Below are 16,601 nucleotides of genomic sequence, written 5' to 3'. Positions count from 1 at the left end.
CGGGAGTGACGCCTCGGCCTGCGTACGTGACCTCTGGGCTAGACGATCTTGCGCATCCAGCCGAAGGTGTCCTCGGCCCGGCCGAACTGGATGTCGACGAGCTGCTTGCGGATGGTCTTCCAGACCTCGCCGTCACCGGCGGAGGCGATGGAGCCACCGTTGTAGACGAGCTCACCGACCGGGGTGACGACGGCGGCCGTGCCGCAGGCGAAGACCTCGGTGATCTCGCCGGACTCGACGCCGGACTTCCACTCGTCGATGGCGAACTTGCGCTCCTCGACGGTGTAGCCGAGCTTGCCCGCGAGCTCGATGATGGAGGCGCGGGTGATGCCCTCGAGGATCGTGCCGGTCTCGGGGGTGACGATCCGGCCGTCGGCGTGGACGAAGTAGAGGTTCATGCCGCCGAGCTCCTCGACGTACTTCCCCTCCTGCGCGTCCAGGAAGACCACCTGGTCGCAGCCGTTGGCCGAGGCCTCGGCCTGGGCGACCAGGGAGGAGGCGTAGTTGCCGCCGGTCTTGGCCGCGCCCATGCCGCCGCGGCCGGCGCGGGTGTAGTCCTCGGTGAGCCAGATCCGTACCGGCTTCACGCCGCCCTTGAAGTAAGAGCCGGCGGGCGAGGCGATGACCATGTAGGTCACGTGCTGGGCCGGGCGCACGCCGAGGAACGACTCCGAGGCGAACATGAAGGGCCGCAGGTAGAGGCTCTTCTCATCGCTCTCCGAGGCCTCGGGCACCCAGCGCTGGTCGACCTTGACGAGGTCGAAGACGGTCTGCACGAAGTCCTCGATCTCGAGGACGGGCAGTGCGAGCCGCTCGCTGGAGCGGGCCATCCGGGCGGCGTTGGCCTCGGGCCGGAACGACCAGATCGAGCCGTCAGCGTGCCGGTAGGCCTTCATCCCCTCGAAGATCTCCTGGGCGTAGTGCAGCACGGCTGCCGACGGGTCCAGGCTGAGCGGTGCGTACGGCTCGATGCGACCGTTGTGCCAGCCCTGTTCGGGCGTCCACTCGACGGTGAGCATGTGATCGGTGAAATGGTTGCCGAAGCCTGGGTTCGCCAGGACCTCCGCGAGCTGCTTGTCGGTGGCCGGTTGGGTCGACAATGTGGTGCTGATCTCCATGACCATGAGATTAGTCCTGTTCTGCGGTCGAAACGTAAGTGATGAGGACAGACGAAGGGCCGGGCGCAGAAACTCTGCGCCCGGCCCCTTCGGGGATGAGCGGCTAGCCGGCTACGCGGGCGGCGATCGCGTCGCCGACCTCGGAGGTCGTACGTGGCTCGGTGCCGCGCTCGGAAAGGTCGGCGAGCACGGCGGCGTCGATGGCGGCGGCAGCCTCGGGGTGACCGAGGTGCTCGAGCAGAAGGGCCCCGGACAGGATGGCCGCGGTGGGGTCCGCCTTCTGCTGGCCGGCGATGTCGGGGGCGGAGCCGTGGACCGGCTCGAACATCGAGGGGAACTCCCGGGAGGAGTTGATGTTGCCGGAGGCGGCCAGGCCGATGCCACCGGTGATGGCAGCGGCCAGGTCGGTGATGATGTCGCCGAAGATGTTGTCGGTGACGATCACGTCGAAACGGGCCGGGTCGGTGGCGAGGAAGATCATCACCGCGTCGATGTGGAGGTAGTCCACGGTGACGTCGGGGAACTCCTCGGCGACCTGCTGGGTGATCCGCCACCACAGCGAGCCGGCGTTGACCAGCACGTTGGTCTTGTGGACCAGGGTCAGCTTCTTGCGCGGGCGCGCCTGGGCACGGGCGAAGGCGTCGCGTACGACCCGCTCCACGCCGTAGGCGGTGTTGACCGAGGTCTCGGTGGCGACCTCGTGCGGGGTTCCGACCCGCATCGCGCCACCGTTGCCGGTGTAGAGGCCCTCGGTGCCCTCACGCACCACGACGAAGTCGATCTCGCCCTTGTCGAGCACGGCCGGCGACAGCGGGGAGATCGCCCCCGGGAAGAGCCGCGACGGGCGCAGGTTGACGTAGTGGTCGAGCTCGAAACGGAGCTTGAGCAGCAGCCCGCGCTCCAGGATGCCGGGAGGCAGGTTCGGGTCGTTCGGCTTGCCGCCGATCGCGCCGAGCAGGATGGCGTCCTGCTCCTTGATCTCGGCGAGAACGGACTCGGGGAGCACCTCACCGGTGGCGAGATAGCGCTCGGCGCCGAGGTCGTAGCGGGTCTGCTCGAACTTCACCGGAGAGGCGATCTCGAGCACCTTCAGCGCCTCGGCGGTCACCTCCGGTCCGATGCCGTCGCCGGGGATCACTGCGAGGTTGGTCGTAGACATACGGCGAGACTAGTTGTCGTCGGGCAGCTGGCCGCCGTTGTCCCGCAGGTCGAGCGCCTGCTGCACCGCAGCGATGGTGTTCTCGACGCTGTGCGGGTTGTCGGGGTCGTGGCTAGCCGGGCCCCACTCGCGGCTCCACTTGTTGTGTTCGGCCGGGCTTTCGGGGTACATCGCGTACATGGCTTCTTCCTTCACACTTCGGGTCAACAGAGGGGTGTGGGAGAGAAGCCGGGGTCTTTAGAAGACGGAAGCCACCGCGACGAGGTGGCTTCTCCTGCGGTCGTTACCGCCGGGCCCCGTCGCGGCACTCGAGTACGAGAAAAATGCTCCGCATGGTGTTCTGACGTTAACCCGGGAGACGCTTCCAGAGAGCAGATCTGGACGAATGGTCCGCCATCCGAGACACCCGTGCGCGCGCTCACACGTGATATCGGGAAGACTGGCCCTGTGAGTGCACCCCCAGAGCTTCCGGACATCGTGACCCGCGCCTTCGACGTCTCCCGTCGCGCGGGCTATGTGTCGTTCTGCCGCAACGAGACCGGGCGGCTGCTGGCGACTCTGGCGGCCACCCGAAGCGGCACGATGGCGGAGTTCGGCACCGGTTGCGGTGTCGGCACCGCGTGGCTGCGAAGCGGCGTACGCGGCCAGGCCGCCCAGATCGTCTCCGCCGAGCTCGACGAGCACCTCGCCAAGGAGGCCGCCGAGATCTTCGCCGACGACGCGCAGGTCGAGGTCATCGCCGCCGACTGGGGCATCCTGCGCGACCGTGGCCCGTTCGCGCTGCTGTTCCTCGACGCCGAGACCCCCGGCGGGGTCTCCCCCGACCAGCTCTCCGACCTGGTCGAGGAGGGCGGCATCGTCGTCATCGACGACCTCATCCCCACCGACCTGTGGCCGCCGATCGTCTACGGCCGCGTCGACAGCCTGCGCGAGTCCTGGCTCACCGACGAGCGCTTCACCACCGTCGAGGTCATGGTCGCCGCCGACACCAGCGTCCTGCTCGCCACCAAGCGCTAGACCGTTCCGGCCCGGCGGCTCAGATCGCGCAGCCGTCGGGACCGCAGGCGTCGCCCTCGCCGACGAGCGTGAGCGCCGGCTTGGTCTCGGCGTGCACCTTCTCCAGGAGCTGACTGAACAGGTCGGTCGGCTGAGCACCTGACACGCCGTACTTCCCCTCCACGACGTAGAACGGCACCCCGGTCGCCCCGTAGGCGCGGGCCTGGTCGATGTCGGCCTGCACGTCGGCGGCGAACTCGTCGCCCGCGAGGACCTCGTCCACGCGGCCGGCGTCCAGACCGACGTTCACCGCGGCCTGCTTCAGGACGGCGTGGTCGCCCATCGACTCACCGCGGGTGAAGTACGCAGCGAGCAGCTCCTCCTTGAGGACGGCCTGCTTCCCCTCGGCCTTGGCCAGGTGGAGCAGCCGGTGGGCGTCGATGGTGCGCGCGTGCGGAGTGTCCTCGTGACGGAACTCGAGACCGGCCGCGGCGGCAGGCACGTTGGCCTGCTTCATCAGCTCGCGGGCCTGGTCGACGGAGGCGCCGAACTTCTTCGCCAGGGCCTCGACAGTGGTCTCGACGGGCACCTGCGGTGCGCTCGGGTCGAGCTCGAAGGAGTGGTAGACGATCTCGACGTCGTCGCTGTGCTCGAAGCGCTCCAGGGCTTCCTCGAGGTGGCGCTTGCCGATGTAGCACCAGGGACAGACAACGTCGGACCAGACATCAATACGCATGCCCAGAGAACGTTTCGTCCGGTACGAAACATTCCACAGCGGACCGATCTACCCCGAGACGGTCTCAGGGGAGATCAGGGGAAGGGCCAGGCACCCGCCAGGGATCTGCCCGACGCGCCCGGGGGTCGCCTGGCACCAGGCTCGGAGCATGATCCAGATCGATGCCCTCTCCAAGAGGTACGGCAGGTTCACGGCCGTCGACAACGTGACCTTCACCGCCGAGCCCGGTCGGGTGACCGGCTTCCTCGGCCCCAACGGCGCCGGTAAGTCCACGACCATGCGCATCCTGGTCGGACTCACCGATCCGTCCTCCGGCAGCGCTCACCTGCTGGGCCGCCACTTCTCCCAGCTGCCCAACCCCGGTCGCGAGGTCGGCGTGCTGCTGGACGCCTCCGCCCAGCACGGCGGGCGCACCGGCCGCGAGATCCTCACCCTGGCCGCCCGCACCATGGGGCTGCCGAAGTCGAGCGTCGCCGAGACCCTCGACCGGGTCAGCCTGACCGAGGAGGAGGCCGGTCGTCGCGTACGCAACTACTCACTCGGGATGCGGCAGCGGCTCGGCATCGCGACGGCTCTGATCGGCGACCCCGAGGTGCTGATCCTCGACGAGCCGGCCAACGGCCTCGACCCGGCCGGCATCCGCTGGATGCGCGACCTGCTGCGCGGCTTCGCCGACGACGGCGGCACCGTGCTGCTCTCCTCGCACCTGCTGCACGAGATCGAGGTGATCGCCGATGACATCGTGGTGATCGGCAACGGCCGGATCGTGGCGCAGGGCACCAAGCAGGAGCTGCTCACCAGCGGCGAGACGTACGCCCGCTCCAGTGACCCCACCTCGCTCGGCCGGGCCCTCCAGCGGGCCGGCCACACCGCCGAGCTCACCACCGAGGGGGCCGTCCTCAGCGACGCCGACCTCACCACCGTCGGCCAGATCGCCTTCGAAACCGGGCTCGTGCTGACCGAGCTCCGCGCCGCCGACGGCGCCGGCCTGGAGGAGATGTTCCTCCAGCTCACCGCCGAGACCCAGCGCGACCACCTCGAGACCCCGGAAGGGAACGCAGCATGACCACCACGACCCTCGCCCCTGAGCCGGCCACGCCGGCCGGACGCAACCCCGAGGCGGTACGCCGCCGCGAGCGGGCCGTGCCCGCCCCGATCCCCTTCGGCCGGATCGCCGGCGTCGAGCTGCGCAAGATGTTCGACACCCGATCAGGGTTCTGGCTGATGGCCAGCCTCGTCGTGCTCTCGCTGGCCGCGACCGCGGTGACGATCATCTTCGTCGACGCCGACAACCTCGACTACGAGGGCTTCGCCAGCGCCTGGGGCATGCCGATGTCGGTGGTCCTGCCGATGATCGCGGTGCTGGCGGTCACCAGCGAATGGAGCGCCCGCAGCGCACTGACCACCTTCACCCTGGTTCCCGGCCGCGGCCGCGTCATCGCCGCGAAGGCCCTGGTCACTGCCGTGGTCGGCGTCGTCGCCATCGCGGTCGCGGCGGCCGTCGGGGCGCTCGGCTACCTCGGCGTGGCAGCCGTCATGGACCTCGACCCGGTGTGGAACATCTCGTTCACCGAGCTCGCCCAGGTGACCCTGGCCAGCGAGATCGGCATGTTCATGGGCTTCATGCTCGGCACGGTCTTCCGCAGCTCGCCGGGTGCGATCGTGGCGTACTTCGTCTACGCCCTCGTCCTCCCCGGCGTCTCCTCGGCGCTCGCCTCGACCAACACCTGGTGGGCCGAGCACGCCACCTGGTTCGACCTCAACTGGGCGACGATGAACCTCTACTCCGAGATGACCGACAAGATGTGGGCTCAGCTGGGCGTCGCGGGCCTGATCTGGCTCGTGGTCCCGATGCTCGTCGGCCTCCGCCTGGTCCTCAAGTCCGAGGTCAAGTAACCCGCCGAGTCGGCGCATCTGTCCCACCCAAAACCGCCCAGTCGGCGCGTCTGTCCCAGAGTCCTGGGACAGACGCGCCGACTCGGGCCCGTTTTCTGGGACAGTTGCGCCGACTCGGCGAACTTCGGGTCAGCGGGCGGCTGAACCCTCGGTGTAGTCGTCGTCGGACTGGCTCCACGAGAAGTGGGCGCGCAGGGCCTTGCCGGTGGCCTCGATCGGGTGACCGGCCTCCTCCTCGCGCAGCTTCTGGAACTCGGCCGCACCGTTGTCCTGGTCGGCGATGAAGCGGGCGGCGAAGGAGCCGTCCTGGATCTCGGCGAGCACCTGCTGCATGGTCTCCTTGACCTGCGGGCCGATGACGCGCGGGCCGGAGACGTAGTCGCCGTACTCAGCGGTGTCGGAGATCGACCAGCGCTGCTTGGCGATGCCGCCCTCCCACATCAGGTCCACGATGAGCTTGAGCTCGTGGAGCACCTCGAAGTAGGCGATCTCGGGCTGGTAGCCGGCCTCGGTGAGCGTCTCGAACCCGGCCTGGACCAGGTGGGACACACCGCCGCAGAGAACGGCCTGCTCGCCGAAGAGGTCGGTCTCGGTCTCCTCGGTGAAGGTCGTCTTGATGACGCCGGCGCGGGTGCCACCGATGCCCTTGGCGTACGACTTCGCGAGGTCCCACGCGGAGCCGGAGGCGTCCTGCTCCACGGCGATGATGTCCGGGATGCCGCGGCCGGCGACGTACTCACGACGGACGGTGTGACCCGGCGCCTTCGGCGCCACCAGGATCACGTCGACGCCCTCGGGCGCCTTGATGTAGCCGAAGCGCACGTTGAAGCCGTGGCCGAAGACGAGAGTCTTGCCGACGGTCACGTGGGGCGCGAGCTGGTCGTTGTAGAGACCACGCTGGTGCTGGTCGGGGGCGAGGATGACGATCACGTCGGCCTCGGCCGCGGCGTCGGCCGGCGCGAGGACCTTGAAGCCCTCCTCCTCGGCCTTGGGGGTCGACTTCGAACCGGGCTGCAGGCCGATGCGCACGTCCACACCGGAGTCACGCAGGTTGAGCGCGTGGGCGTGGCCCTGGCTGCCGTAGCCGATGACGGCAACCTTCTTCGCCTGGATCGGCGCGAGGTCGGCGTCGTCGTCGTAGAAAATCTCAGCCACGAGGGCTTCTCCTTTAGTTGTGTTTGATAGGGGTTCAGACCGCGGAAGGCGGAGCGGGCACAGCCACGGATCGCAGGCTGCGCTCGGAGATCGACCGGGAGCCGCGGCCCATGCCGACCATGCCGGACTGGGAGAGCTCACGGATGCCGAAGGGCTCGATGACCCGGAGGAAGTCGTTGAGCTTCCCGGTGTTGCCGGCGAGCTGGACGATGACCGTGTCGGTGGACACGTCGACGACCTTCGCCCGGAAGAGCTGGATGGTGTCGAGCACCTGGCTGCGGGTCTCCGTGGTGGCGGTGATCTTGACCAGCATGAGGGCGCGCTGGACGCGCGTCTCAGGCTCGAGCTCGACGATCTTGATCACCTCGACCAGCTTGTTGAGCTGCTTGGTGACCTGCTCGAGGGGGGTGTTCTCGAGATTGACCACGACCGTCATGCGGGAGAGCTCGTCGTGCTCGGTCGGACCGACCGCGAGAGACTCGATGTTGAAGCCGCGACGCGAGAAGAGCGCGGCCACGCGGGCCAGGACGCCGGGCTTGTTCTCGACCAGGACGCTCAGCGTGTGCTTGCCGCCGGTCTTCACGGGCTGAATGCTCATCACAGGTCGTCCTCGTCGAACTCGGGCGCGAGGTCGCGCGCGTACTGGATCTCGTCGTTGGAGGAGCCGGCGGCCACCATCGGCCACACCATGGCGTCCTTGTTGACCCGGAAGTCGACGACGACGGGCATGTCGTTGATCTCCATGGCCTTCTCGATGGTGGCGTCGACGTCGTCGGCGGAGTCGCAGGCCAGGCCGACGCAGCCCATGGCCTCGGCCAGCTTGGGGAAGTCAGGGATGCGCTTGGGCTGGCCGTGGGACTGCAGGTTGGTGTTCGAGTAGCGCTCGCCGTAGAAGAGCGTCTGCCACTGGCGCACCATGCCGAGGTTGTCGTTGTTGATGATGGCGACCTTGATCGGGATGCCCTCGATCGCGCAGGTGGCCAGCTCCTGGTTGGTCATCTGGAAGCAGCCGTCGCCGTCGATCGACCACACCGTGGAGTCCGGGCAGCCGACCTTCGCGCCCATCGCGGCCGGGACGGAGTAGCCCATCGTGCCGAGGCCGCCGGAGTTGATCCAGGTGTTGGGGTGCTCGTAGCCGATGAACTGCGCGGCCCACATCTGGTGCTGGCCGACACCGGCGGTGAAGATCGTCTCCTCGCCGGAGATCTTGCCGAGCCGCTCGATGACGTACTGGGGGGAGAGGCCCTCGGCGGGGAGGTCGTAGCCGAGCGGGTACGCCTTCTTGATCCCGGCCATGAACGCGACCCAACCCTCGTAGTCGCCCTCCTTGCCGGCTTCCTTCTCGGCGGTGAGCACCGCGATCAGGTCGGTGAGGACCTCACGCACGTCGCCCACGATCGGGACGTCGGCGTAGCGGTTCTTGCCGATCTCGGCCGGGTCGATGTCGGCGTGGATCACCTTGGCGTTGGGCGCGAAGGAGTCCAGGTTGCCGGTGACGCGGTCGTCGAAGCGGGCGCCGAGGCTGATGATCAGGTCCGACTTCTGCAGGCCGGCGACGGCGGGGACGGTGCCGTGCATGCCCGGCATCCCGAGGTGCTGCGGGTGGGAGTCGGGGAAGGCGCCGCGCGCCATCAGGGTGGTCACCACCGGGATCCCGGTGAGGGTGGCCAGCTGCAGCAGCTCGCGGTGGGCACCGGAGCGGATGGTGCCGCCACCGACGTACAGGACCGGCTTCTTGGCCTCCAGCATCAGGCGCGCCGCCTCGCGGATCTGCTTGGCGTGCGGCCTGGTCACCGGGCGGTAGCCCGGCAGGTGGAGCTCGGTCGGCCACCGGTAGGTGGTGGTGGCCTGCAACGCCGACTTGGTGACGTCGACGAGGACCGGACCCGGCCTCCCGGAGGAGGCGAGGTGGAAGGCCTCAGCGACCCGCAGCGGGATCTCCGCGGGGTCGGTGATGAGGAAGCTGTGCTTGGTGACCGGCATCGTGATGCCGCGGATGTCCGCCTCCTGGAAGGCGTCGGTGCCGATCATCGCCGCGCCGACCTGGCCGGTGATGGCCACCATCGGCACGGAGTCCATGTTGGCGTCGGCGAGCGGGGTGACCAGGTTGGTCGCGCCCGGGCCGCTGGTGGCCATGCAGACCCCGACCTTGCCGGTCGCGGCGGCGTAGCCCTGGGCGGCGTGGCCAGCGCCCTGCTCATGACGTACGAGAATGTGGCGGATCTTCGAGTCCATCAGCGGGTCGTACGCCGGAAGGATCGCTCCTCCTGGAATGCCGAAGATGTTCTCGGCTCCCGCTGCTTCCAGCGACTTGATCAGGCTCTGTGCGCCTGTCATCTGCTCGCTCATGTCCGCCGTCCTACTCATCGGAGCTTCTACTCATGGGATCTCGTGGTGGGCTGCTTGTGCAACAAAAAACCCTCCGGCCCGGCGGGCAACGGAGGGAGACGCGTCGTCTGGGGCCAGTGGCTCCTAGGCGACGCGCCTGATAAGTACGAGAATGCTGTTCAGCATGCCCACACGTTAACCCCATGTGTCGCGCCGTGTCACCACACCCTATCGCGCGTCCCATGATCTGAGATCACCGTCCCAGTATCTGTCAGTCGTTCGATTGCGGATCTCAGGGTTCTCACCGAGGCGACCGGCCCGCGGCCGTCGATACGCTGGCCGGACACATGGTTCTCGGGTCCGACTGCCCTACGGAGGCAACGATGTCGACCGACGAGAAGCAGAAGTCCCCATGGCTGCCGCCACGCTGGTTCATCCGCGCCGCGTGGTGGTTCCACCGCCGGTTGTACGCCGCGGGCGGAGCCCGCTTCCTGCGCCGCCCACGCGCCGACCGGGCCGGCATGCTCCGGCTGACGACGGTCGGGCGCGCCGCACCGGACAGGAGCGCTCGGTGATCGTGTCCTACGTCCCCGACGGGTCGAGCTACGTCACGTTGGCGATGAACGGCTGGGCTGACCCGCCGCCCGCCTGGTGGCTCAACCTGCTGGCGCACCCCGATGCCGTCGTCGAGACCGTCGACGGCCGGCAGCGGGTTCGCGCCCGGGAGGCCACCGGGCCCGACCGGGAGCGGCTGTGGGAGGTGCTCGCGGCCTCCGACGACGGGTGGGGTGAGCTGGACGACTTCGCCGCCCGCCGCTCGCACCCCACTCCGGTCGTGGTCCTGGAGCTCTCAGACCAGTCCGAGCCGCTCGCGCAGGAAGGTCCAGGCGAAGGCGGAGAGGTGGGCTGACTGGGCGTTGTTGGCGGCGCCGCCGTGGCCGCCCTCGATGTTCTCGTAGTAGGTGACGTCCTTGCCGGCGGCGGCCAGGAGCGCGGCCATCTTGCGGGCGTGGCCGGGGTGGACGCGGTCGTCCTTGGTGGAGGTGGTGAGCAGGACGGGCGGGTAGGTCCTGGCGGCGTCGAGCAGGTGGTAGGGCGAGAAGGTCCGGATGTACTCCCACTCCTCCGGCACGTCCGGGTCGCCGTACTCGGCCATCCAGCTCGCTCCGGCGAGAAGATGCGAGTAGCGCTTCATGTCCAGCAGCGGCACCTGGATCACGACCGCGCCGAACAGCTCGGGATAGAGGGTGAGCATGTTGCCGGTCAGCAGCCCGCCGTTGGAACCGCCCTGGATCCCGAGGTGGTCGGCGTCGGTCACGCCGGTCTCGGCGAGGTGGCGGGCGACCGCGGCGAAGTCCTCGTACGCCTTGTGCCGGTTCTCCTTCAACGCCGCCTGGTGCCAGGCCGGGCCGTACTCCCCTCCCCCGCGGATGTTGGCGACGACGTAGACGCCGCCCTCGCTGAGCCAGGACCTGCCGACGCCGGCGGAGTAGCCCGGCGTCATCGGGATCTCGAAGCCGCCGTAGCCGTAGAGCAGCGTCGGCGCCGGTCGACCGCTGCCGGCGAGGGCAGTCTCGGCACCGACGATGAAGTAGGGGATCCGGGTGCCGTCCGCCGAGGTCGCGAAACGCTGCTCGGCGCGGAGGCCCTCGGTGTCGAACCAGGCCGGCGCCGACTTGAGCGGCTCGATCGTCTCCGCGCCGATCTCGGTCAGCCCGTACGTCGTGGGGGTCAGGTAGCCGCTGGTGACGACCCAGACCTCGTCGGACTCGACCGCGTCGACGGCACGGGTGCCGACGGCGGCCACCGGGTCGGTCGCGGGGAACTCCGAGCGCGTCCACTCGCCAGAGGGTGACGGCGTCAGCACGTGCAGCTGGTTCTTGACGTCCTCGAACACGTTGAGGACGAGGTGGTTGCGGGTCCAGGTCGCCCCGGCGAGGGAGGTCTTCGCGGTGGGCTCGAAGAGCACGATGAGATCGCGCTCACCGGCCAGGAACCGCTCCGCGTCGGCCGCGAGCAGCGAGCCGGCGGCGTACGTCGTTCCGGCGACCGTCCACTCCTCGCGCAGCTCGATGACCAGCCACTCGCGGTGGAAGCCGGCCTCGGCCGAGTCGGGGATGTCGAGCTTGGTGAGGGTCTGCTCGGGGGTGCCGGGGTCGGTCGCGACGTACGTCTCGGACTTGTAGAACGCGATCGAGCGGCTGACCAGGTCGCGCTCGAAGCCGGGGGTGTGGATGCGGCGGGCGGAGATGTACATGTCCTCGTCGGTGCCCTCGTAGACCACCGCCGCGTCCTCGAACGGGGTGCCGCGGCGCCACAGCTTCACGATCCGCGGGTAGCCGCTCGGCGTGAGCGATCCCGGGCCGAAGTCGGTGTAGACGTAGACCGCGTCGGGGCCGCACCAGGAGAGCGCGCCCTTGGCGCCGCCCTGTTCGACGGCGCGGGTGAAGCCACCGTCCGCAGGTGCGACGAACGCCTTCTCGACGAGGTCGAACTCCCTGGTCACGTCGGCGTCCGAGCCGCCTGGGGAGAGGTCGACGAGCACCTTGCGCCACGGCTCGCCGGGCTCGGGGCGCAGCACCGACGCGCCGTGCCAGACCCAGCTCTCGCCCTCCTTCTCGGCAAGCGCGTCCAGGTCGAGCAGGATCTCCCACTCAGGATCGTCGGTGCGGTAGGACTCCGGCGTGGTGCGCCGCCAGATGCCGCGCTCGTGGTCGGCGTCGCGCCAGAAGTTGTAGAGATGCTCGCCGAGGCGCGAGACCTCGGGAACCCGGTCGTCGGAGTCGAGGACCTCGAGGATCTGCGCCTCGATCTTGGCGAAGACGGGATCGGCGCCGACGCTCGCGTGCGCCTCGTCGTTGCGGGCCCGGACCCAGGCCAGCGCCTCGACCCCCTCGACCTCCTCCAACCAGCCGAACGGGTCCTCCCCGGCGGGGTCGAGCGGGGTCACGATCGTCTGCTCAGAGGTCATGCCGGAAGGCTACTTCGCGGTGTGCAAGTTGCAGCCGACAGGCACACTAGCCTCATGAGTGACGCGGAGGGGTCGTCGAAGGGGTTGCCACGGCGAGCGGCGACACGGACGGCGAAGCTGGCCGCGCTGCCGATGGGGTACGCCGGGCGCAAGGCCCTCGGGCTCGGGAAGCGGATCGGGGGCAAGCCCGCCGAGGCGGTGCTGGCCGATGTGCACCAGCGTACGGCCGACCAGCTGTTCCGCACCCTGGGCGAGCTCAAGGGTGGCGCGATGAAGTTCGGGCAGATGCTCTCGGTGATGGAGGCGGCGCTGCCGGAGTCGCAGGCGGCCCACTACCGCGCCCAGCTCACCCGGCTCCAGGACTCCGCTCCCCCGATGCCGACCGGGATCGTACGCGGCCTGCTGGCTCGGGATCTGGGACCCGACTGGTCCGAACAGCTGGTCGAGCTCTCCGACGAGCCCGCGGCCTCGGCCTCGATCGGGCAGGTGCATCGGGGCCGGTGGGCGGATGGTCGCGAGGTCGCGGTGAAGGTGCAGTATCCGGGCGCCGACGAAGCACTGCGCGCCGACCTGCGCCAGATCGGCCGGGTCGCGGCGATCGGCAACGCGGTGGTTCCCGGGATGGACGTCAAGGCACTGGTCGCCGAGCTGCAGGAGCGGGTGGTCGAGGAGCTCGACTACCCGAAGGAGGCCGAGGCCCAGCACGTCTTCGCCGAGGCGTACGCCTCCCATCCCCTCATCGACGTACCCGATGTCGTCGCCGTAGGCCCCTCGGTGCTCGTCACCGAGTGGGTGGAGTCGGAGGGCTCGATCGCGAAGGTGATCGCCGAGGGCACCCCCGAGGAGCGCGACCACTACGGCGAGCTGCTCGCCCGGTTCTGGTTCTCCGCGCCCGGGCTGACCGGGATGCTCCACGCCGACCCGCACCCCGGCAACTTCCGGGTCCTTCCCGATGGCCGCATGGCCGTGCTCGACTTCGGGCTCGCCGCGCGGCTCCCGGAGCGGGGCTTCCCCGAGCCGATGGGGCGGCTGATCCGGATCGCCGCGACCGGCGACGCGGACGCCCTGGTCGCGGGCCTGCGCGAGGTGGGCTTCATCCGCGAGGGCATCAAGGTCGAGCCGCAGCACGTGCTCGACTACCTGGCGCCGTTCGTGACCCCGGCGCTGGAGGAGCGCTTCCGGTTCACCCGGGAGTGGATGCGCGAGGAGTTCAAGCGGATCAACGACCCCAAGGATCCCGCCTACACGGTCGGCCTCAAGCTCAATCTGCCGCCGTCCTACCTGCTCATCCACCGGGTCTGGCTCGGTGGTCTCGGGGTGCTGGCGCAGCTCAACGCGGAGGCGCCGTTCCGGGAGATCCTCGAGGAGTATCTGCCCGGGTTCGCGGGCTGAGGGTCAGGGCAGCACGGTCTGCCCGACCGGGCCTGGGTTGTAGGCGATCTCCCAGCGCACGCCGTCGGGGTCGGCGAAGTAGCCGGTGTAGCCGCCCCAGACCCGCTCCTCGGCGGCCGAGGCGTCACGCCCGAGCGACCGGGCGAGCTCCAGGACGCCGTCGACCTCCTCGCGGGTGGCGACGTTGTGGGCGAGGGTGAACGGCGCGACGCCGTCGGCGACGGCGATCGTGCCGACCTCCTCCTCGAACTCGCCCCGGTCCCACAGCGAGAGGATGACGTGCTCACCGACGCGGATCATGAGCACGCCGTCCGCCTCCATCTCGGGAGTCCAGCCGAGCCCGTCGACATAGAACGCCCGGCTCGCCGCCACGTCGGCGACGGCCAGGGTGATGAAGCTGATGCGCTGGTCCATGACAGCCACACTGCCATGGACCAGCGGAGGCCGTCAGGCCTCCTTCGTTCGACCCGGCTTCTCGCGCAGAACGTCCCGGCGAGCCCGGTACTCGTTCTCGTCGATCTCGCCCGCGGCGTACCTCTCGGCGAGCCTGGCCTCGCCCGCGCGCCGCGGCCCTTCGGCCACCCGCTTGCGGTTGTAGAGGACGACCGCGGTGATGATCGCCGCGATCACCAGGAACCACAGGATCGGGAAGATCGGCCAGAACACCGGCGGCCCGCCCCCGTCCTGCCATGGCCCGTTCTCGCGCCACGGACCCCAGTGGTCGTCGGCCACCACGGTGGCCACTGTCTCGTTGATGCTCATTGCTCGTGTCCAATCTGTCGGGCTTGCCTACGCCCTCAGACTGCTGCGAACAAGCCGCCGACACATCGGCTCAGGAGCGGGGGCCGCGTACGCAATCGTGCGTACGCAGCCCCTACCCGATCCGGAGCCGGCTGAGCTGGTGCCCGTGCTCGTCGAAGTTCGCGGGGTCGAGCCAGCGCTCGTGGCTCTCGCGCACCTTCGGCCACTCCTCCGCGGTGACCGAGAACCAGTCGGTGTCGCGGTTGCGGCCCTTGACGACCATGTGGTTGCGGAACCTGCCCTCGTAACTGAACCCGAGTCGCTCCGCGGCTCGCCGGGACGGTTCGTTGAGCGAGTCGAGCTTCCACTCGAAGCGCCGGTAGCCCAGCGTGTCGAACGCGTGCCGCATGAGGAGATGGATCGCCTCGGTCGCCGCCCTGGTGCGGGCCAGTGCGGACCCGAAGAGCACCCCGCCGACCTCGATGCTCCCGTTCGCCGGGTTGATCGCGTGGAAGCCCGCGACACCGCTCGCCCTGCCCTCTCCCGGCCCCTCCTTCGGGACGAACGCGAACGGCACGACGTCGGCCGCGTCGACGAGCCCCGCCAGGTGCATCCACAGGTCCTGCAGCGAGGTCGGCATGGTGATCGGCCGGTAGGTCCACAGCTCGGCGTCGCCGGGGCCGCAGACCGCGGCGTAGAGGTCCGAGTACTGCGCCGACGAGAGCGGCGCGACCCGGACGTAGCTTCCCTCGAGAGTCACCGGCTCGGGCCACGGCCGCGCCTTCCAACCTTCGACGACAGCACCTGCGGGATAGGAGAAATCGGTCACGGCGGTCATTGTCTCCGACCGCCGTGCCCGTTGCTCAGGAGGCGGCCGCGTCCACCGTGGCGAGCGAGCGCCGGGCACTGCCGAGGGCGAGCATCCCGACCAGGCAGCCCAGGAGCAGCACCCCGGCCAGGACCATCACCGACTCCACCGCGAACCTGTCCGCGAGCGGCCCGAAGACGATCATCGAGACCGGCATCGACACCGACATGACGATCCCGTAGAACCCGAACACCCGGCCGCGCATCGAGTCCTCGACCTGCTCCTGCAGGACCGTCGCGGCGGGCACCAGCAGCGTCTGGAAGAGGATGCAGATCACCAGGCCGGCGACCGAGAACACCCAGAAGTCGGTGGAGACGCCCAGCCCGATGACGAGCACCCCGACACCGACCGAGGCGGCCACCATCAGCCGCACCCGGCGCTTCACCTTGGGTCCGAAGACGGCCATCAGCGCGCCGCCGACGACCATCCCGACGCTCCAGAACAGCTCGTTGACGCTCAGCATCCAGACCTCGTCGCCGAAGCTGCGCGTGATCATCAGCGGCGTGAGGTGCGCCGGGGCGCCCGCCATGAACATGACGACGGCCACGAGGCCCATCACCCAGCGCACCGAGGCGTTGCCCCTGACGTACCGCACCCCGGCGAGGAGGTCGCCGAAGTAGCTCACCGGTTCGGTCGAGCGGACCATCCGCGCCACCGGCACCAGAAGCAGCAGGAGTACGCCGGCCACGGCCGTCACCACGTCGATGAAGAAGACCGCGACGATGCCGGTGCTCGCGTAGACCGCGGCGGCCACCGCCGGCGCGAACAGCATCATCCCCGACTGGATCGTCTGCTGGGCCCCGTTGACCCGCATCAGGTGCTCGGCCGGGACGATCTGCGGGAGCATGGCGTTGACCGCCGGCCCCTGGATCCCGGCCAGCGCCGAGCGGACCGCCATCGCGACGAAGATCATCCACAGGTCACCGACACCGCTCAGCATCAACAGCGCGAGCACCAAGGTCGCCACCGCGATCGCCGAGTCGGCCCCGATGATCAACAGCTTGCGCGAATGCCGGTCGGCCCATACGCCGCCGAAGACCGACACCACCGCCTGCGGCAGCATCCCGGCCGCGACGCTCAGGGTCAGCACCGCGGCAGACCCGGTCTCGACCGTGAGGTGCCACATCACCGCGTACCCGACGATCATCGATCCCAACGACGACACCGTTTGGCCGCCGAGGAAGACCAGCAGATTCCGCTTCCATCGATCCGACTTCTGAGCCGACTTCTGATTCGACATC

Annotated in this window: 18 protein-coding genes; 6 read left to right on the top strand and 12 right to left on the bottom strand. The window is 69.2% G+C overall.

Annotated features, from left to right (window positions below; translation table 11 throughout):
• Nucleotides 1-38 precede the first annotated feature (38 nt).
• From ABT304_RS15710 to ABT304_RS15700, 3 genes are all read right to left on the bottom strand, one after another.
• A complete protein-coding gene (locus ABT304_RS15710) occupies nt 39-1,118 on the bottom strand; it encodes a branched-chain amino acid aminotransferase (RefSeq protein WP_350716421.1) in 1,080 nt (359 codons plus the stop codon).
• A 103-nt stretch (nt 1,119-1,221) separates the two neighbouring features.
• Nucleotides 1,222-2,277 carry a 3-isopropylmalate dehydrogenase gene (locus tag ABT304_RS15705; protein WP_160024582.1) on the bottom strand — a complete coding sequence of 352 codons (1,056 nt, stop codon included), beginning with the start codon at nt 2,275-2,277 and terminating at the stop codon, nt 1,222-1,224.
• A 9-nt stretch (nt 2,278-2,286) separates the two neighbouring features.
• Nucleotides 2,287-2,457, bottom strand: coding sequence for a hypothetical protein (locus ABT304_RS15700; RefSeq protein ID WP_350716419.1), 171 nt, complete (start codon nt 2,455-2,457; stop codon nt 2,287-2,289).
• A 267-nt stretch (nt 2,458-2,724) separates the two neighbouring features.
• On the opposite strand from ABT304_RS15700, the gene ABT304_RS15695 reads away from it, so the two are divergent.
• Nucleotides 2,725-3,294, top strand: coding sequence for an O-methyltransferase (locus ABT304_RS15695; protein WP_160024584.1), 570 nt, complete (start codon nt 2,725-2,727; stop codon nt 3,292-3,294).
• Between the two features lie 19 nt (nt 3,295-3,313).
• Here ABT304_RS15695 and ABT304_RS15690 read toward each other — a convergent pair whose 3' ends face one another.
• A complete protein-coding gene (locus ABT304_RS15690) occupies nt 3,314-4,009 on the bottom strand; it encodes a DsbA family oxidoreductase (RefSeq protein ID WP_350716417.1) in 696 nt (231 codons plus the stop codon).
• Nucleotides 4,010-4,157: 148 nt separating this feature from the next.
• Here ABT304_RS15690 and ABT304_RS15685 point away from each other — a divergent pair, with 148 nt between their 5' ends.
• Entirely contained in the window at nt 4,158-5,075 is a 918-nt protein-coding gene (locus tag ABT304_RS15685; protein ID WP_350716415.1) for an ABC transporter ATP-binding protein, read from the top strand.
• Nucleotides 5,072-5,905: an ABC transporter permease subunit gene (locus ABT304_RS15680; protein ID WP_160024590.1), complete on the top strand. Its 834-nt coding sequence runs from the start codon at nt 5,072-5,074 to the stop codon at nt 5,903-5,905. The genes ABT304_RS15685 and ABT304_RS15680 overlap by 4 nt, the downstream gene beginning before the upstream one ends.
• A 129-nt stretch (nt 5,906-6,034) precedes the next feature.
• Here the strand turns inward: ABT304_RS15680 and ilvC are convergent, their stop codons facing one another.
• From ilvC to ABT304_RS15665, 3 genes are read right to left on the bottom strand one after another with little or no spacing between them, the layout of a single operon-like run.
• Nucleotides 6,035-7,060: a ketol-acid reductoisomerase gene (gene ilvC, locus ABT304_RS15675; protein WP_350716413.1), complete on the bottom strand. Its 1,026-nt coding sequence runs from the start codon at nt 7,058-7,060 to the stop codon at nt 6,035-6,037.
• Nucleotides 7,061-7,094: 34 nt separating this feature from the next.
• On the bottom strand, nt 7,095-7,658 hold the full coding sequence (gene ilvN, locus ABT304_RS15670) for an acetolactate synthase small subunit (protein WP_141792540.1): 564 nt from the start codon (nt 7,656-7,658) through the stop codon (nt 7,095-7,097).
• Entirely contained in the window at nt 7,658-9,409 is a 1,752-nt protein-coding gene (locus ABT304_RS15665; RefSeq protein WP_160024592.1) for an acetolactate synthase large subunit, read from the bottom strand. Before ABT304_RS15665 ends, ilvN begins: the two co-directional genes overlap by 1 nt.
• Nucleotides 9,410-9,771: 362 nt before the next feature.
• Here ABT304_RS15665 and ABT304_RS15660 point away from each other — a divergent pair, with 362 nt between their 5' ends.
• Together ABT304_RS15660 and ABT304_RS15655 are read left to right on the top strand one after the other, a co-directional pair.
• Entirely contained in the window at nt 9,772-9,963 is a 192-nt protein-coding gene (locus ABT304_RS15660) for a hypothetical protein (protein WP_350716411.1), read from the top strand.
• Nucleotides 9,960-10,298 (top strand): nitroreductase/quinone reductase family protein, encoded by a 339-nt coding sequence (locus ABT304_RS15655; RefSeq protein ID WP_350716409.1) that lies wholly within the window; start codon nt 9,960-9,962, stop codon nt 10,296-10,298. Before ABT304_RS15660 ends, ABT304_RS15655 begins: the two co-directional genes overlap by 4 nt.
• Here the strand turns inward: ABT304_RS15655 and ABT304_RS15650 are convergent.
• Nucleotides 10,239-12,359, bottom strand: a complete 2,121-nt coding sequence (locus tag ABT304_RS15650) for a prolyl oligopeptidase family serine peptidase (RefSeq protein WP_350716407.1) — start codon at nt 12,357-12,359, stop codon at nt 10,239-10,241. The genes ABT304_RS15655 and ABT304_RS15650 overlap by 60 nt on opposite strands.
• A gap of 54 nt (nt 12,360-12,413) precedes the next feature.
• On the opposite strand from ABT304_RS15650, the gene ABT304_RS15645 reads away from it, so the two are divergent.
• A complete protein-coding gene (locus ABT304_RS15645; RefSeq protein WP_350716406.1) occupies nt 12,414-13,751 on the top strand; it encodes an ABC1 kinase family protein in 1,338 nt (445 codons plus the stop codon).
• 3 nt (nt 13,752-13,754) lie between these two features.
• Here the strand turns inward: ABT304_RS15645 and ABT304_RS15640 are convergent, their stop codons facing one another.
• From ABT304_RS15640 to ABT304_RS15625, 4 genes are all read right to left on the bottom strand, one after another.
• Entirely contained in the window at nt 13,755-14,165 is a 411-nt protein-coding gene (locus tag ABT304_RS15640; protein WP_350716404.1) for a VOC family protein, read from the bottom strand.
• A 33-nt stretch (nt 14,166-14,198) separates the two neighbouring features.
• The gene (locus tag ABT304_RS15635) at nt 14,199-14,513 is read right to left on the bottom strand and encodes an SHOCT domain-containing protein (protein WP_350716403.1); all 315 of its coding nucleotides are present in this window, start codon (nt 14,511-14,513) and stop codon (nt 14,199-14,201) included.
• Between the two features lie 112 nt (nt 14,514-14,625).
• Entirely contained in the window at nt 14,626-15,321 is a 696-nt protein-coding gene (locus tag ABT304_RS15630) for a GNAT family N-acetyltransferase (RefSeq protein WP_350716401.1), read from the bottom strand.
• 34 nt (nt 15,322-15,355) lie between these two features.
• Complete coding sequence (locus ABT304_RS15625) at nt 15,356-16,600, bottom strand: MFS transporter (RefSeq protein WP_350716399.1); 1,245 nt, start codon at nt 16,598-16,600, stop codon at nt 15,356-15,358.
• Nucleotide 16,601 lies beyond the last annotated feature (1 nt).

Source organism: Nocardioides sp. NPDC000445, from assembly GCF_040300245.1.
Classification (GTDB): Bacteria; Actinomycetota; Actinomycetes; order Propionibacteriales; family Nocardioidaceae; genus Nocardioides.
This window is presented reverse-complemented; position numbering and strand designations above follow the sequence as displayed.

Coding starts and splice junctions, on each gene's coding strand:
- ABT304_RS15710 (WP_350716421.1), bottom strand. CDS start 1,118: ATGGAGATCAGCACCACATTGTCGACCCAACCGGCCACCGACAAGCAG.
- ABT304_RS15705 (WP_160024582.1), bottom strand. CDS start 2,277: ATGTCTACGACCAACCTCGCAGTGATCCCCGGCGACGGCATCGGACCG.
- ABT304_RS15700 (WP_350716419.1), bottom strand. CDS start 2,457: ATGTACGCGATGTACCCCGAAAGCCCGGCCGAACACAACAAGTGGAGC.
- ABT304_RS15690 (WP_350716417.1), bottom strand. CDS start 4,009: ATGCGTATTGATGTCTGGTCCGACGTTGTCTGTCCCTGGTGCTACATC.
- ABT304_RS15685 (WP_350716415.1), top strand. CDS start 4,158: ATGATCCAGATCGATGCCCTCTCCAAGAGGTACGGCAGGTTCACGGCC.
- ABT304_RS15680 (WP_160024590.1), top strand. CDS start 5,072: ATGACCACCACGACCCTCGCCCCTGAGCCGGCCACGCCGGCCGGACGC.
- ilvN (WP_141792540.1), bottom strand. CDS start 7,658: ATGAGCATTCAGCCCGTGAAGACCGGCGGCAAGCACACGCTGAGCGTC.
- ABT304_RS15665 (WP_160024592.1), bottom strand. CDS start 9,409: ATGAGCGAGCAGATGACAGGCGCACAGAGCCTGATCAAGTCGCTGGAA.
- ABT304_RS15660 (WP_350716411.1), top strand. CDS start 9,772: ATGTCGACCGACGAGAAGCAGAAGTCCCCATGGCTGCCGCCACGCTGG.
- ABT304_RS15650 (WP_350716407.1), bottom strand. CDS start 12,359: ATGACCTCTGAGCAGACGATCGTGACCCCGCTCGACCCCGCCGGGGAG.
- ABT304_RS15645 (WP_350716406.1), top strand. CDS start 12,414: ATGAGTGACGCGGAGGGGTCGTCGAAGGGGTTGCCACGGCGAGCGGCG.
- ABT304_RS15640 (WP_350716404.1), bottom strand. CDS start 14,165: ATGGACCAGCGCATCAGCTTCATCACCCTGGCCGTCGCCGACGTGGCG.
- ABT304_RS15635 (WP_350716403.1), bottom strand. CDS start 14,513: ATGAGCATCAACGAGACAGTGGCCACCGTGGTGGCCGACGACCACTGG.
- ABT304_RS15625 (WP_350716399.1), bottom strand. CDS start 16,600: ATGTCGAATCAGAAGTCGGCTCAGAAGTCGGATCGATGGAAGCGGAAT.